The sequence below is a fragment of the Sinomicrobium pectinilyticum genome, from assembly GCF_003725735.1.
GTDB classification, from domain to species: domain Bacteria; phylum Bacteroidota; class Bacteroidia; order Flavobacteriales; family Flavobacteriaceae; genus Sinomicrobium; species Sinomicrobium pectinilyticum.
Window position 1 is genome coordinate 1 of record NZ_RJTM01000090.1, and the last position, 16,368, is coordinate 16,368.

The window sequence follows — 16,368 nt, forward strand, 5'->3', positions numbered from 1 at the left end:
TTGCCGTGAACAGGATATAAATTACGGCAAAAGAAAAACGCCAGAACGATCCGTATGAATCATCCGAGAAAAAGTATATAAGCAGAAAAGTAAAGAGGATAAAAAGAGAAACAAAGAATATAAGATAGAGATATGTTTTGAAGAAATGTTTGATTTTTCGGGTGAACCTGTTAATGGCACGATCAATTTTCATCAACAGTATCCCGATATGTTCAAAAAAACGGTTCATACTTTATTCCAGGTATCCTCCATTTCCTTTTGCTTAAAATCTTCGGCGATTTTTACATAGCGCTTAAAAGAGCTTTCTTTCTTATGGCCCGTAATGTTCCGGACGACCAATTCTTTCATGCCTAGGATCAGGCTATTGGTCACAAAGGTTTTCCGGGCAGTATGGCTGGTAATCAATTCGTGTTTGGGAAGGGTTTTATCAATCCGTTTCTGGCCAATATACCGGGTAATAGTAGTTGGGGCGTCTATCTCTGCTTTCTCACAACATTTTTTAATATATTCATTAAACTTTTGGGAGGAGATCACCGGTAAAGGTTCATAAATAGTGTCCTTATATTTATCCAACAATGCCTTTGAATAATTGTTTAAAGGAATAATATGGTCAATGGTTTTGGTCTTTTGAATATTCAGCTTAATATGATCTTCAAAAATATTCGATGGCCTTAGCTGTCTTACGTCAGAAAACCTCAACCCTGTGAAACAACTAAAGCAATATGTATCCCTTACGTGCTCTAACTTTTTAGTCTCATATTCATGATTATACAGTGTCATTAACTCTTCCATGGTAAGATATATGACCTCGACTTCCTGTTCCGTAGTTTTAAATTTTTTGAAGTCCTGATTATCATGGTAACCTCTCTCATGGGCCCAATTCATAAAGGTTTTAAGTATACTTATGATCTTGGCAAAGTAGTTTACAAGGATTTTCTTTTCCTGGAAGGCATAGTCCCTGAAATTCTCGAAAAAATCTATTGTAATTGTATCAAATCGAAGCAGATAATCCTTCTCTATCGAGAAATTCTCGATAAAGTTTTTTGCAGTTCCATATCTGATTAAAGTTCGTCCAGCCTTTGTACTTCTACCCTTCTCTATAAACTCATCAAATGAAGGTAAAAATTCGTGGGAGAAATTTAGCCTTTCACCGCTTTCCATCTTTACCATTATAAAAGATTTATTAGCCGCAATTTCGTTTAACAAAATATATCGGAATAGTTTTTTTGCCCTATTCTCATATTCATCAAGAATTTTGTTATACTCAATATGATTGTTATAAGGCTGAGATTTTAAAGGAGCTTTTATTCTTTGCTGTCTTTTACTCCAATCACTTTCCTTTGAAGAAACTCCTTTTACACGTTTCCTTATCCTATCATTATTAAATGTCAAACTATAAAATACAGGAGCATAACCTTCTTTATTTTTATTGCTTTTATCTAAATAAAACGAAACTTGCATATCTATTTAAGTGAATTTAAAGACTTTAAATTACTGACAAATATACTGACAGAATTTAGGTAAAAAAATGTTTAGATAAATTTAAACAAAATTATTTAAACCTCTCATATTAAATATTACATAGTTAAAATAAGTTTCAAAAAATTAAAATCATATGATACTCCCGCCCCGAGTACAGATAAAGCCTTGTAAAATATTGATTTTACAGGGTTTTTTAGTTTTAGGAGTAACAAACAGGGCAACGTTTAAGTTCCCGCCATTGAAAAACGGTTAACTTTTCTTTTCTACATAACTTTTGGCTATATCTCCATTCCTGCCCGTATAAATCAAACATCAGGCATGCTCCATGCTTTAATACCCCGATGACTTCCGGTCCTGACTTTTATACAACTCGATGCCCATCATACCGAATCTCCAATCCGCTACATTTCTACCGAAAATATCTGTCCGTATCAGAACGCATTCCATATTTTGTAAAGCGGGTCATTCCACATATTTCCCGGATTCAAATTCGTTAAGGTAAAATTCATCACTCCCTGACTCTTAAGAACATGATATTCATCATTTCACAACCCGAACACTATCCTTTTCTTTACAACGTTATTTCCGGTTTACACCGGAAAAACAAAAATTGGGATAAAACCAGTGACAGAATAAAAATTCAAACTCATTTTAATAACAACATCACTTAAAAATGAAAACAGACGTCCATTTTGTAAAACTGAACACCAGCAAAAGAATTGAAGATCTCACGGTGAAAAAAATCGACACCCTGACCAAAAAATTTGATTGGGTCATTAAAGCCGATGTATTTTTTAAACAGGATCCGTCCTCCGACGGCAAGGGCAAGATTTGTGAAATCCACCTCAGTGTACCGGGACCGGAAATCTTTGCTTCCTCCGATAAAACATCCTTTGAAGCTTCACTGGCAGAAACACTGGACAGTATCAGAAAACAATTGAACAAAAGGAAACAACAGCTGAATCCCCGTTAACGGGATTTCCCCCCTTAAAAACAACTAAAAGATAAACGATGAAACGAATCCTCCTTCCCACAGACTTCTCCGACCACGCGCAAAATGCCATTGCCTATGCAACGGAGCTGTACAAACACGAAGAATGCAGATTTTACGTGTTGAATGTGTTTAAGGTTTACGGTTATTCCACTATCAACATGATGTATCCGGAGCCCGGAAACCCGGCTTATGACGTTGCCTTTAACGAAAGTCAGAAAAAATTAAAAGACACCATTCGCAGGCTGGTCTTTGCCAAAAACCCAAAACATACTTTCGAAGGTCTTTCCAAAAATAATTTTCTCCTGGATGCCGTAAATCATCTTGTTGAAGAAAAAGCTATTGATATGATTGTTATGGGGACCCAGGGCGCCAAAAATGCCAAAGGAACAAATTACGGCAGCAATGCTGTAGCCGTGATGGAAAAAGTTACAGCCTGTCCGGTCCTGGCTATTCCTTCAAAGGCCGAATTTATGGGTTACAGGGAAATTATTTTTCCCACTTCCTACGAATTACCTTATAAAAAAACAGAGATATCTCCTTTATTACACATCGCCCGGGAATTCAAACCAACGATACGGATATTGCACATCAGGGAAAATGAAGAACTTACGGAAACCCAAATAGAGAACAGAAGGTTATTGGAAGACAACCTTAACGGCGTAAAATACACTTTTCATTCCCTCACCAACATTGAGCCCGCCATAGGAATAAGTTGTTTTACCGAAAGCCGGAACGCCGATCTTATTACACTGGTGAACAGAAAGCACAGCCTCTTATACAGGCTAATAGAAAAACCGGTGGTAAAAGGTATCAGTTTTTATACAAATACGCCCATTCTGGTTATGCATGTCCGTAATCGCTGATTAAACACAGAACAAAAACAAAATGAGAACCAATAATATATTACCCGCAGGCCTTGTCTTTTTTTTCTTCATAATCGGGTGTTCCCGGGTGGAAATCCCAACGACAGGAAAATTGCTCGAAGACCCTGTGCAGCGAAGTGAAATCATGACCGCCATTTGTAACGACCGGGAAATGACAGGAGAAATTATGGAACATATCACCAAGAACAAATACGCCATACAATTATTGGATAATGACTACAAAATGATCCGTAACATGCTCGAGAATAACGGGGAAATAGCAAAAGGCACTATGCAACACCTTATAGACATGATGCGCAAAGACAGTGTTTTTTGTGAGAATATGAGCTTTATGATGATGAACGACGAACACATGCGTATTGTGATCTGCAATATGTGCGACTGCTCTCCTGAAAGTGATAAGGAACATAAAAACACCCACTGAATCAAATACAAAAAAAACTTGTTTACAGAGCAACCTTCGGACAAACAGCGTTCCTTTCGTATACCTTACGGGTGTACATGCTCTTGTTTATAATACTGATATGGCTTTGGTTTTTCCAGGAGACAGAATACCATACCGGAAGACCAGCTACACGCCCAGGCTAAAGCGCTTATTCCTAAAAGAGCCCCTTCACAGCAAAGCCCCGGGACGGGAAAGAAAAATGAGGATTTATTTATTCCTCTTCGTAAAACGTGACTTCCAATAATGCTAAAACGATTGTTATGCTACACCAGGGTGAACTTCAAAATGAAATTTATGCACTCTTAACAAAAATCGAAGAAGAGTATCCCGAATTGTACCGGTTACTGGACGAAAATCCTATAACAATCCCGTATATCGAACACCCGCAAATAAATGATGAGACTTTTTCACGATATTTAGATGACCTGAAGCATTTATTGCATCATTACGAACAGAGTCATCGAGAGATCAGGGCATAAAGAAAATTGTAATATTAACTAATTCATATTAACCTTAGAGCTTGTCTATCCAAGTTTTAAATCCACAATGTTATAACATCATTATGTTTCGGGATACAGGTATCCCAGGAGTACATTTCTTTTATTTTTCCCTCAAAAACCCCTGCGCTTTCCGGTTCTCCATGAACGAGAAAAACCTTTTCCGGCTTTCCCCGTACTTCTGATAACCAATTTAATAATTCTTTTTGATCTGCATGGGCAGACAGGGAGTCCAAACTTTCGATTTTGGCACGTACAGGATAATATTTCCCGAAAAACTTAATTTCCTTCGCCCCCTCCTTAAGGTCTCTTCCCCGCGTTCCCTCGGCCTGAAAACCTATCAGGAGCACGGTAGTGCTTTCCTCATCTATCAGCTGTTTTAAATAGGTCAGCACCCTTCCCCCGGTCACCATGCCGCTCCCGGCAATCACTATTTTGGGTTGGGTATTATCTATGACATTCCATGTTTCCCGGTAAGAGTCCACGATCTCCACATAGTCCAATACGGCTCTGAATTCGTCCCGGCTTACTTTATGCCAGTCTGGATATTGCAGAAAAACCTGCAGGACTTCCTTCCCCATGGGGCTATCTATGACCACCGGGATACGGGGTATTTTATTTTTTTCATACATCTTCCACAACAGATATATGAGTACTTGTGTTCGCTCCACGGCAAAACTCGGGATAATTAGATTCCCTCTTCGGTGGATGGTTTCCCGGATTATGGGGGCGAGTATCTCCCGGAGGTCCTCATCGGGATGAATCCGGTCCCCGTAGGTAGTTTCCATAAAAATATAATCGGCTTTATCCGGTTTATCGGGATCGAACAAAAGCGGGTCTTCCGGTCTGCCGATGTCCCCGGAAAACACAAAGCGTTTGCCATATATGTCCATTTCTATAAACGTCGCTCCCAAAATGTGCCCGTTATACCGGAACCGTACGGTAATATCCTCGGATAAAGGTATCCAATGGTCCCGGGGTTGTATTTCCAGGTACTCCAGGGTATTTTGTGCATCTTCTTCTGTATACAACGGCAACGCCGGGTGGTGCCTGGAAAACCCTTCTTTGTTGGCACGTTCGGCATCTTCTTCCTGTATTTTGGCGCTGTCTTTTAATATAATCCGGGTTATGGCCAATGTAGGTGCAGTACCATATATCTTACCCGTAAACCCCCGTTTTACCAGCCTGGGCAAATAACCCACATGGTCCAGATGGCCGTGAGTGAGGAGTACGAAATCCAGTTTTTCTACATCGAACCCCGGCTCCTGCCAGTTCAGTTCCCGCCATGCTTTCGTTCCCTGGAACAACCCGCAATCTATCAGTATCTTTAAACCCGAAGTATCCATCAGGCATTTGGAGCCTGTGACGGTCCCGGCGGCGCCCAGGAATTGTATTTTAACCTCCTTCTTCATCCTAGGAATGATTTATATTGCACAATTCATATATCTCCCGGAGTATATTTTTCTTCCGTTTTTCAGAAATGCCGATATGATCGAGCATAAAGGATTCTTTGTACAGGTCCCTGCACAGTACGATGTCTTTATCCAGCAGGAATTGTTTCTCCCGTTTTGTCATTAAAGTAGAAGATGTAACAGGATACAGTCCGAGGCGGTCTATCCTTTCCTTCAGGCTGTTTTCTTTCGGATGGTCCCAGCTCAGCAAATAAAGTCCGGCGCATTGGCCATATTCCCGGGCATCGGAAGTAAAACGGGTATTGGTTACTACCCAGGGCTCCGTTAAATTGTTTTTGCCATTCTTCTTCCAGGCACCATCTATGTCCAGGAACCTGGAATGGATATACAGGGGGATCTTAACATCACATTTCCGCCCCTGTTCGCTATGAAATTTACATTCCACCAGGGTAACAGTTCCGTTCTTGCCTGCAAATACGTCGATCTCATGGTCTACACAAATTCCGGGAACTACCTTCCCTATTTCATTTTCATAGCCCGAATACCGCAGTACGGCACCAATGAATTTCTCAAAAGGGAAACCCGTAGGCCCCAGCTCAAAAATCGCATTCTTGAGTTTGTATTTAGACGCAAATACAGAAGTGTCTTTCCGGAGCATGGCAAAAGCACGGTTGTATATTTCCCTGGTGGAGATACCGGGATAAAGCTCGTTGCGAACCGTTCGGATAATACGCTCTATAAGCTGATCTCCCGCCCCGGTATGCTGCAGCGAAGCACGGAGTTTCTCATAAGAAAAATCAACCTGCTCCCCCGAGGCCTTCGTGATTATAATCGGTTGAGTGTCATCCATCTTTCCGGTCAGATATTATGATCATCTCTTTAGTTATCATATCAACCACGGTTAACGGAAACAAAAAAATTCCGTACCAGTGCCTTCACCTGGTTCTCTGTCATGCTATCCGCCTTTTCTATACATTTTACTTTTTCCCTTAAAGACTTGCGATCTTTCTCCAGGTATTCGGCAAATTTGTGCACGACAGCCCCGGGACCGTAAATAGCAATGCCCTCCGCATCATTGATCTTCGCTGCCAGTTGCTCAAAATATCTTTTCATCTGGTGCTTCCTCCTTTCTGTATATTTACTGTCCTGAACCACATCCTGGGGGCCCCACCTTGTTTTAGACCGCGATCCGCCTACAGGCCTGTAGGCTTCTATCGTTGAGATCACTGTTTCTATTTTTTCATCGCCCTTTTCCATAGTGATGATATGGGCCTTTCTCCTATCCAGCCAGATACCGATATTTTTCATAATATATTGATTTACAGATTATATTTTATGTTCCGGGATCCGACAGGATATATAAATTTAAGAATAAATACCCGGTTTATCTATTTACGAGCGATACATGACAAGCAGGGGGACTTTGGTATGGTGCCCCAACCCTTTAAGCACAGGTTTCCGGATCATTGTATTGAACAGGCTCTGTTTTTGATTCATAAAGGCTATCATGTCTATATCTTCACGACTTTCCGTAAAACAACGGATGGCCGTTTCCGTATCTATATTAGTCAGTGCGTGGTAAAAGGTTTTTATCCCTTCCAGCCTTGCCATAAGACAGGCTTTGTTATCGCGTTGTTCCTCATCCAGTTCTTCCTTGTCGCCGATATGCAATATTCTTATAATAGATTTATGTTTCCTTGCCAATTTTAATAACGGGTCAAGATTCTTCCTTTTGTAAACGTTTTTAAAGGAGGACGGAAACACGATCCCTCCCGGGACCTTAACCACAGCAGATTCGGGGACGGCCAGGATGGGACAGTCAAACACATTTTCCATTACCGCAACGGTATTACTGCCAAACCATCGCTCTTTCGCACCGGTCGCTCCACGGGTACCCATAACAATCATCTCGACATTCCTTTCTTTAACCAGGTCTTTGACCGTTTCGGCCAGGTGACCGTATCGAACAACCATATCAAAAGAATGATTCTTGCTTCTTTCCGAAGAATTCAATATGTCAAAAAGCGCTTTCAACTTTTTTTGTGATTTAATAAGCGCTGCTTCATAAGCAGGGTTGGAGGCCTGCAAAACCATCATATTGGCTGTATTTCCTGCACCAAAGGTGTTGAGCAGAATAAATTCGCACACCTCATCTTTGAACAGATGAATAGCATAATCAACAGCATTTTTTGCATTGACGGAAAAATCGGTAGGTACAAGTATTCGTTTCATCGGATGTGTCTTAGTTAATTTAGCAAGTATATTTTACTCATTCTGTTATCCCCGACAGGCAACAGGACACGGCACCGTCGCTTTATCCTGTTTTAAGAGGATCATGTAATATCCGGCATCACCAAAAAAGGGACTTTTATTTTAAAGACGGTATTCCTGATCACAGGTTCCCGGAACAGCTTCTCCAAAAAACTGTGTTTATTGTTGATCATGGCTACCATTCCTATGGACTTGTTTTCAGAATACCTGGTGATAACTTTGAATGTATTGTCATATTTAACAATCTCTTCCCGGGTATGGTTGAGGTTCTTCAATATCCTCTCCAGTTTTTTGCTGTTCTTTATCTGCGTTTCATTTAATGATTCTTCTTCCGCGATATATAGGATTCTGATCTTCGCTCCCCACAACCTGGCAATTTCTTTCAGGGGCTTTAATCCGAATTCTTCATATGTATTTTTAAAATCCGTAGGAAACAATATTTCATCGGGAAGGTCGTAATCATATGCTTTCGGAACTGCCACAACAGGGCAGAAGTCCATGTTTTTGATCACTTTCAACGCATTGCTTCCCATAAAGATCTCCTTTGCTGCCGTTGAGCCCTTTGTTCCCATAAAAATGTAATCTACATTTTTGGAGAGCACGGTTTTCCCTATCGCATTCACCAGGGAGTCGTATATTATTTCCCTTTCGTAAAAATGTTTCGGATTCGTGTTTTCCATGTTGATTTCTTTGAACAGGTCTTCCATCATTTTTTCGTTTAAACTCCCGGTTCTCCCGGCATTTAAACCTGTCAGGTTCGTTTCCTGGGCATTTAACAGATAAAAAGTACAGGCCTGCTTTTCAAAAAGATATACGGCATATTCCATGGCCTTATGAGCATTGGCGGAAAAATCGGTAGGAATCAATATCGTTTTCATGTGCTCAAATTATTTTACCGGAGCCCCCTGGAGTACCAGGAACGGGATTTCCAGGTTAAACCCTATATTAGCAATGTTTTGCCTGCGTAACAATCTTCCTAAAAAGGAATGTTTTCTGTGCATCATGACCAACATGTCGTAATGATTATCGCGTATATGATCTTGTATAGCTGCAGATATGTCCGTATCCCGGACAACAGTAAATTCAAAATCGATACCTGTTAAAAGCTCCTGTAATTTTTCCTTGTTCTGTTGTTCATTTTCCGTCCATTCCAGATCTTCTTCCACATGAAGCACCATCATTCCGGCCCCGTGCCTTTTTGCAATATCCACAAGGGGCCGTAATTCTTCTTTTTTGAAATGCCTCAGATAATCCGTAGGGAACAATATCCTTTCTATTTTCGAATATGTATACCTATCAGGAACAGCCAATACCGGAACAGTAGCTTTTCGCATTACAAAAACAGTATTGCTTCCGAACAAAATTCGTCGGGCCCCCGTGGCTCCCTTGGTTCCCATAATAATCAGGTCGATTCCCTTGTCCTTTGTAATGTCAAGGACCTCATCCGTAAGCTGATCAAAATCCGAATGTGGATAAAACCTGTGCTTTTTATTGGGGAATTCCCGGTGAATCCTCTCCAATGTCAGATCCAGGCCGGAAAGGGTATCTTCTATCATTCCGTGATAATCTACTTCATAGAAGGCCGGCAGATAAGTGTGAAGTACATAAAAATCGCACGCTTCATCCCTGAACATGTTCAGGCCGTATACAATGGCAGTCCAGGCATTATCTGAAAAATCCGTGGGCAATAGTATTTTTTTCATTTTGTCAGTTTTATACACTATCAAAAGTAAACTGTCACATGAACAAAAAACATGATATATATCACTTCAAATCTATCTTACGAACTGATAATTATCATTTTACACCTGGTAATTTCCCGGTAATTTCAACACAAATTTTAAAGTGAAGAAAAAATGAAAAAGCTTGTTATTTGGATGTTGCTGTTATCGGGCATTTCCCTTTCGGCACAGCATATTTCGGATATATCGGGGATCGGAAAGCTCTCTGACGGTCTTATCGCTATTGAAAAGAACGGGGAATGGGGATTTATCAATCCCGATGGTGAGCTGGTTATCGGTTTCAGGCAGGACATCGTAGTCCGCGAAAGTGCACCTGTATTTAGCGAGGGGCTCTGCCTGATCGAGGAAACCAGAGAAGGTATAGCCTATTACGGGTATATGGACAATACCGGAAAAACAGTTATACCTCCCGTATTTCTAAATGCTACTCCTTTTGATAATGGTCTGGCTTTTGCCATCGTAACCAGTAAAAGTGTCCGAGGAAAAAACCAGTACCTGGATATGGATATTGTGGTCAATGAATTTGACGAGGTAGCCATAAACCCAAAAGGAGAGATCATTGCATACCTGGGACAACGGAAGGGGGTCCTGCTCACTAAAAAAAGGTATAAACAGCCCCAAATAGAAGCTCAACTGCTGTCTCCCCGTCTCGCAGGTGTTAAGAACAAAAACGGAACATGGAACATTTATAAATTTTAATACAATGGCACTCAACTTTAACCAATACACCACAGAGGCCAATACCTTTCTAAAAGGATATGCCAAAAACCTGAACCTTAGCAATGATAAGGAAAAGGCCGGGAGGATACTCTCCGCTGTCCTGCATGCACTGCGCGAAATCATTCCCCCGGAAGAATCTCTACAGCTCATCGCACAGTTTCCCATGTTTCTGAAAGCTGTTTACGTGAACGGATGGACCTTAAAGTCCAAAAGAGAAAAAGTAAAGAACATTCCGGAATTCATCGACCTGGTCCGGAGTTTCGACGGCCCGACTTCCGTATACGATTTCGAGTCGGACGAGCTTGCCGAAAATTATGTACAGACCACATTTATTTCCCTTAGACAATATATTTCCCTGGGAGAACTGGAAGATATCCGTACCGGCCTCCCCAAAGACCTGAAACCTTTGATTTACCACAGTATCATGTTCTAACATGTTCCGGGAGCACTGACATTACATCGTTGTAAAACCTGTTTTTCTTTGCTCCCGTCCCTGTATATGGTTATTCCTTTCAAGCCATATTTCCATGCTGTCATATAGACATCGGAAATATCCTCCGGGCGGGCTTCTGCCGGAAAGTTAATGGTCTTGGAAACCGAATTGTCCGTAAATTTCTGGAAAGCCCTCTGGTGTTTCAGGTGAAACTCCCAGGGAATCTCCAGGCTGGTCTCAAAAACCTTTTTTACCCGTCCGGGAAGACCCTGTATCTCTTTGACAGTACCGGTTTGCAATACCACAGCTTCCAGTTCCGCATTCCAGTACCCCATTTGTTTCATCTTCTTTTTAAAAATCCCGTTAACCTCCTGTTGTGACTTTCCTCCCAATATCCCCACACGGCGGTATGCCAGGGCATATAAAGGTTCTATGGAATAGGAGGTGTCGGCTATAACGGAAATGGTTCCGGTGGGGGCTATACTGTTACAGGTGGCATTCCGCATTTTGTTTTCCGGATAAAACCTGCTGTTGGCCCAGGAAGGGAAACTCCCTCTTTCTCCGGCCAGATTTGCGGAGGCTTTATAGCTTTCCTTCTTTACAAACTCCATGAGTTCTTCTGCTAATTTTACCGCTTCCGTCGAGGCGTACGGTATCTCCATGAGCATTAACAGTTCTGCCCAGCCCATAAGTCCGAGCCCGATTTTCCGGTTTTTCAGGGTTATAGCTTTGACCTGGGGAAGCAGGTAGTGATTGACCTGTATGACATTGTCCAGGAAACGTATGCCCGAATGTATTGTTTCGGCCAGCTTGTCGCGGTCAATTTCATAAACACCGTTGTTTTCCGTTACCATCCGGGAAAGGTTGATCGATCCCAGATTGCAGCTTTCATAATCCAGCAGGGGGACTTCTCCACACGGATTGGTGCTCTGTATATTGCCAAGTCCGGGAGTAGGGTTATCCCGGTTGATATTATCGAGAAAAACCAGTCCCGGGTCACCGGTAGCCCAGGCCGTTTCAGTGATCTGTTTCCACAATTTCCCGGCAGGGATGCTTCGCACCGCATGACCGGTCCCCGGGTCCTTCAAAACCCATTCCAGGTCCTTGTTAACAGCATTCATGAAGTTATTTGTAATACCGACGGATATATTAAAATTCTGCAAACTGGTCCCATCCCGTTTAACGAAAATGAATTCCTCAATATCCGGATGGTCCGCATTTAATATCCCCATATTGGCACCTCTCCGCTTTCCGCCCTGTTTTACATGCTCCGTAGCTGCATCATAAATTTTCATAAAGGCCACGGGGCCGGAAGAAAAGCCCTTGGAAGAACTGATCAGGGCGCCTTTCGGACGGAGCCTGGAAAAATTATATCCCGTTCCTCCCCCGCGCTGATGGATAAGCGCCGCGTTTTTAAGGGAGGTAAAAATAGCATCCAGGCTATCCTCCACCGGCAACACAAAACACGCGCTTAACTGCCCCGCAGGCAGGCCTGCATTCATCAATGTAGGGGAATTGGGCAGGAACTCCAGGCGGCTCATCATCCCGAAGAACTTTTCTTCCCAATGGCCTCCGTTCTTTTTTTCGGTCCCGGAAATCCATTTAGCGACCCTCCGGAACATCTCTTCCGGGGTTTCTATGGCCGTTCCGTGCAAATTTCGGAGAAGGTAACGTTCCTCCAGTATCTGGAACGCATTTGCCGTCAGTGATAAACCTGCCATATCCGTAGTGTTTCTTTTTCTTTAAAACAAGAACAGGGACTTGCGCCCCTGTTCCCTCCGGGTAAGGTTCCCTATTTCCAAAACCTTAATGCCTGAACATTTATGGATTTGGAAATACCGTTGCCCTTCCCTGGTAATTGCCGAAGATAAACAACGGCAATTTATATAGTGAAAAGTGTGAAGAGAGAAGAAACAGATCTGCAAAAAAGCAGATCTGTTTCCCGGAAACCTTCAATTTGTCATCGTGTAAAGCATGCTGAAACAATTAATATCCCATCAAAACTTTATCACATTTGTAAAAATTGAAAATCTCCTGTAACAGAGGTTTCAAAAACATTTTTTCATTTATTCGTCATTGCAGTACACCGGAAAAGCCCTTAATGTCGTTTAACCGGTAACTTTCAGAACAATCCTTGCTGTTTATTTTCCGTTCGGGAAATCAAGGCAATGTATCAAAGTTCCTGAAACCTCATTTCTCTCCAAAGCTTGCCATGAGTAGTTTTTATTTTTTATCAGTCATTATGTAAAGAACTTTATCTTGTAATACTAAAGTAGTCTCTTCTTTCAGGTAAAAAAATGATGTTTATCAGTTTGTTTTTTTGTGTCATTATCTTCCGGGACAGAAGGGATAACAGAAAAAGGGCATCTTTTACAGAAGACGGCCTTTTCTCTCGGAAGGACTGATGTAACAATGTAGGTTATAGGTCTTATTCCCAAAACCAAATACCCCTCTATGATACATAACCTCCTCCGATAATAACAGGGTTAATCTGTTATGAAAGATAAAGAAACAAGCTCACACGCCGGTGAGCCTGTTTCCGGGGAATCTTCAATTCTTCAAAAAAAGTGTAAAGAACATTGTAAGACTGTTACGTCCTACTTAATACTTTACTTATTTTTAAATAGGTTGAAAATTCCTTTATCATAATAACCAAAAAGCAAAGAACCTTATTTTAACACCACTAAAGTACACCCCTTTACTTCCCTATAAAATGATATTTATCAGTTTTCCTTTTTTTATTCGTGGAGCACAAGGAATGGTATCTTCGTATGATAGCTTGTTTTCGCCACTGTAGGGCGGAACAGTATTTGTTGAAAGAAATGAAGCTTTTTGGCCATCATGGCAATCCAGTGAATATCCCTGCTTTCCGTAAAGCATTGTATGGCTTCACTGAGATTTGTATGGGTCAGCCGGTGAAAACTGTGCTTCTTATCGTACAGATAATTTTCGAGCAGTTCTTTGTTTTCTTTCTGCGTTTCACTTAAGGTTTCTTCATTATTTCTGACCACGTGTAATACCCGGATCGTCGATTGGAATGTTTCGGCCAGGAAGGCCAGGGTATCCAAAATCTTTATGGAATATTGAAACATATAATCAGTAGGGAAAACGATCTCCCGGGGAGAACAAAAAGCAACATTTTCTGGAACGGCCAATACCGCACATTTAACCTTGGTGATGACATCTCCCGTATTGCTTCCCACCGTCATCTCTTTTAACCCGGAAGCCCCTTTGGTGCCCATGACTATCAGCTATCCAATGTGTAATTAGCGGCACCCGGTTTAACTGCGGCTTTGCCGGTTACTGAATGAACCAGAACGACACCGACGATCTCCAGGCGTGGTGTATCACCCATCCCGGTAACGGCTGGAGTTTCGGGTTTAGGGGTACAAATCCCGAGCATCCTGACAGTGTCAACGTCACATTGATTAACCGGACCCCGTTGATGTTTAATTTCCACGTTTATTTGTATTAATAAACAGGCCCGGGTTCTGAAAATCAGAGGGCGGATAGTATATTTTCACCCGGCCATATCTAAAAAAGGGCTCTCACTTCTTTCGAAATAAAAGGGTTGAGAGCCTGTTTTTTATTTTTTTCAGGCCCATGACATACAAAGGCAATACAAATAACGAGAATCTGTCAGACCTCTCCGGCCTCGTGCAGTTGTTCAATTCATATACCCACGTATTAAGTTGATGCTCTCATAAGTAAAGTAAGCATCTCTATTCATAAAGTAGTCACTCCCGCAACTAAAGTAGGCATCCCTATCCGTAAAGCAGAAATCCCTGGCCCTATCGGTCACTACCTCCGGGGGCATCAAACACCTTCGGATTTCAGGGAACGGTTTCCGTTTTATCTTTTCGTCTTCATATGACAAAAACCCTTACCTGGTCTATACTTTTTTAATTCTGGTAAATAGAGATCGTACCACTGTCTTCATTGGTAACGATCAGCAGGTCTTTTTCTGTCGGGCTGTCTTCTGCGGAAATAGCCAGGACACCTTCGGGTGCCATATCGCCGGACCTTTCCAGTACCTGGATAAATTCGGGCGAAACGGGATTGCTTATGTCATAGACCAGTACCTGGCTGTTTCGCTCCAGGCCTACAAAAAGAATGGTACGGTCCCCTATCTTCAGCTTTTCCACAGCTTCGGGCTCTGCTCCCTTGTCATCGCTCCTTCCGTCTGCTTCTCCTTCATCGGCATTAAAACTTGCAGGGGTCAGTTCCAGTGTCCTGGAAGCGATCTCGTTGCCACTGTCATATATCAATTCCCCGTTTGCCGACCAAACAGAGAAAGAACGGGCCCCGTAGGCGTAAAGTTCATCAAAATCCCCGTCGCCATCCACGTCTCCCAGGGTAGTGGTTATTTTCAAACGTCCCAGGTTTTCGTCCGATTGCAGAGTTTCCGCATCGGGAAATGCCGTCGCATCCAGGGTTATGTTTTTTACCCGCGCTTCTTCCGAAAAAGCATCGTAATCCCTGGCATCCCCTTCGTTTGCCGTTATCAGGTAGCCTGTTTCGTCCAGGTTGACATAGATCACCGCATCCGGGTGGTAAACACCATAAACCGGCCAGTTCTTTAATTCGCTGACATCATCCCTGTCACTGGCATCGAATTCATTTCCGGAAACAGAATAATCTTTGAACCCTAACGGATAGAGGGCTTCTATCTGTTTGGACCCGAGGTTTACCCGGGCTATGGCATTGTTTTCCTGTAAGGTGACCCAGGCAGTTTGTGAATCATCGGATATGGCGACATATTCCGGCTCCATGTCCATGGACAATGTGGCATTGGGACCGAATACCCGGATTCCCTGTGATTTCAGGGCTTCTTCCTCACTGTTGAACGCATCAAAGTCGAGAGTGCTCACCATGCCGGTCTCGGCATCTATAATACTTACCGTACCTTTCGGATCGTTCAGGTAATCAGCGCTGGGCTCTCCCTCGTCAGCAGTAACTATGTATTTACCGTCAGGAGAGAAAATGACCATGTCGGGCAAAGCTCCCACCGCAAAAGCGTCTTCCTGCTCCTGGGTATCGGTATTGTAGACCAGAACGCTACCATTATCCTGTTTGTTCGGAGCTTCCACGGCAATCGCCAGCCTGCCCCCATGTACGGAAACACTGTTGGGCGTACCCACGGCCCCTACCTGTATGGATGCCCCTTTAACGGGGGAAGAGGGATCGGATATATCGAGCACCATTACCTCATCATTATCCGGATTCACCGTAAATATTTTTTTCGTAACCGGATCAAATGCCGTTATTTCCGTAGTACCACCGGCATTGATCGTTGCCAGGTGCTGAAAATTTACTTCTGCCGGGGTTTCTTCCTGGTTATCTCCGCGGTCGTCATCCTCACTGCAGGCCATGAAAAACATCGCGGACAAAAGGAAAAAGGAAAGGTTCTTTAGTTTCATCTGTTCATTTTTATTTAACTCACTTATTATTCATTTTTTAATGGTGTTCGCTGATGTGCTTCGCAATT

Annotated in this window: 16 protein-coding genes and 1 pseudogene; 6 read left to right on the plus strand and 11 right to left on the minus strand. The window is 42.4% G+C overall.

Translation table 11 applies throughout. The features are described 5' to 3' along the window. Both ED312_RS24135 and ED312_RS12585 read right to left on the minus strand, forming a co-directional pair. A pseudogene (locus ED312_RS24135) lies at window positions 1-229 on the minus strand (hypothetical protein); the annotation flags it as partial. After that, entirely contained in the window at window positions 226-1,461 is a 1,236-nt protein-coding gene (locus ED312_RS12585) for a site-specific integrase (RefSeq protein WP_123216372.1), read from the minus strand. The pseudogene ED312_RS24135 and the gene ED312_RS12585, both read right to left, overlap by 4 nt. A 694-nt stretch (window positions 1,462-2,155) precedes the next feature. On the opposite strand from ED312_RS12585, the gene ED312_RS12590 reads away from it, so the two are divergent. From ED312_RS12590 to ED312_RS12605, 4 genes are all read left to right on the plus strand, one after another. Continuing rightward, on the plus strand, window positions 2,156-2,455 hold the full coding sequence (locus ED312_RS12590; RefSeq protein ID WP_123216373.1) for an HPF/RaiA family ribosome-associated protein: 300 nt from the start codon (window positions 2,156-2,158) through the stop codon (window positions 2,453-2,455). A 38-nt stretch (window positions 2,456-2,493) separates the two neighbouring features. Then, window positions 2,494-3,339: a universal stress protein gene (locus ED312_RS12595; protein WP_123216374.1), complete on the plus strand. Its 846-nt coding sequence runs from the start codon at window positions 2,494-2,496 to the stop codon at window positions 3,337-3,339. A gap of 22 nt (window positions 3,340-3,361) precedes the next feature. After that, window positions 3,362-3,784, plus strand: coding sequence for a hypothetical protein (locus ED312_RS12600; protein WP_123216375.1), 423 nt, complete (start codon window positions 3,362-3,364; stop codon window positions 3,782-3,784). Window positions 3,785-4,065: 281 nt separating this feature from the next. Beyond that, window positions 4,066-4,284 carry a hypothetical protein gene (locus tag ED312_RS12605; RefSeq protein ID WP_123216376.1) on the plus strand — a complete coding sequence of 73 codons (219 nt, stop codon included), beginning with the start codon at window positions 4,066-4,068 and terminating at the stop codon, window positions 4,282-4,284. A gap of 56 nt (window positions 4,285-4,340) precedes the next feature. Here the strand turns inward: ED312_RS12605 and ED312_RS12610 are convergent, their stop codons facing one another. From ED312_RS12610 to ED312_RS12635, 6 genes are all read right to left on the minus strand, one after another. Continuing rightward, window positions 4,341-5,714: an MBL fold metallo-hydrolase RNA specificity domain-containing protein gene (locus ED312_RS12610; protein WP_123216377.1), complete on the minus strand. Its 1,374-nt coding sequence runs from the start codon at window positions 5,712-5,714 to the stop codon at window positions 4,341-4,343. Between the two features lies 1 nt (window position 5,715). After that, a complete protein-coding gene (locus ED312_RS12615; protein WP_123216378.1) occupies window positions 5,716-6,564 on the minus strand; it encodes a restriction endonuclease in 849 nt (282 codons plus the stop codon). Window positions 6,565-6,605: 41 nt separating this feature from the next. After that, window positions 6,606-7,022 (minus strand): hypothetical protein, encoded by a 417-nt coding sequence (locus tag ED312_RS12620; RefSeq protein WP_123216379.1) that lies wholly within the window; start codon window positions 7,020-7,022, stop codon window positions 6,606-6,608. 84 nt (window positions 7,023-7,106) lie between these two features. After that, entirely contained in the window at window positions 7,107-7,946 is an 840-nt protein-coding gene (locus ED312_RS12625; protein ID WP_123216380.1) for a universal stress protein, read from the minus strand. 101 nt (window positions 7,947-8,047) lie between these two features. Then, entirely contained in the window at window positions 8,048-8,863 is an 816-nt protein-coding gene (locus ED312_RS12630) for a universal stress protein (RefSeq protein ID WP_123216381.1), read from the minus strand. A 9-nt stretch (window positions 8,864-8,872) separates the two neighbouring features. Further along, entirely contained in the window at window positions 8,873-9,688 is an 816-nt protein-coding gene (locus ED312_RS12635; protein WP_123216382.1) for a universal stress protein, read from the minus strand. Between the two features lie 153 nt (window positions 9,689-9,841). Here ED312_RS12635 and ED312_RS12640 point away from each other — a divergent pair, with 153 nt between their 5' ends. Both ED312_RS12640 and ED312_RS12645 read left to right on the plus strand, forming a co-directional pair. After that, the gene (locus ED312_RS12640; protein ID WP_123216383.1) at window positions 9,842-10,426 is read left to right on the plus strand and encodes a WG repeat-containing protein; all 585 of its coding nucleotides are present in this window, start codon (window positions 9,842-9,844) and stop codon (window positions 10,424-10,426) included. Window positions 10,427-10,430: 4 nt separating this feature from the next. Continuing rightward, a complete protein-coding gene (locus tag ED312_RS12645; RefSeq protein ID WP_123216384.1) occupies window positions 10,431-10,880 on the plus strand; it encodes a DUF2267 domain-containing protein in 450 nt (149 codons plus the stop codon). On the opposite strand, the gene ED312_RS12650 is transcribed toward ED312_RS12645, so the two are convergent. The 3 genes from ED312_RS12650 to ED312_RS12665 form a co-directional block, all read right to left on the minus strand. Next, a complete protein-coding gene (locus ED312_RS12650; protein WP_123216385.1) occupies window positions 10,877-12,601 on the minus strand; it encodes an adenosylcobalamin-dependent ribonucleoside-diphosphate reductase in 1,725 nt (574 codons plus the stop codon). The two genes, ED312_RS12645 and ED312_RS12650, sit on opposite strands and share 4 nt — an antisense overlap. A gap of 1,017 nt (window positions 12,602-13,618) precedes the next feature. Beyond that, on the minus strand, window positions 13,619-14,122 hold the full coding sequence (locus tag ED312_RS12655; protein ID WP_123216386.1) for a universal stress protein: 504 nt from the start codon (window positions 14,120-14,122) through the stop codon (window positions 13,619-13,621). Between the two features lie 660 nt (window positions 14,123-14,782). Beyond that, window positions 14,783-16,300: a choice-of-anchor I family protein gene (locus ED312_RS12665; RefSeq protein WP_123216388.1), complete on the minus strand. Its 1,518-nt coding sequence runs from the start codon at window positions 16,298-16,300 to the stop codon at window positions 14,783-14,785. Between the last annotated feature and the right edge of the window lie 68 nt (window positions 16,301-16,368).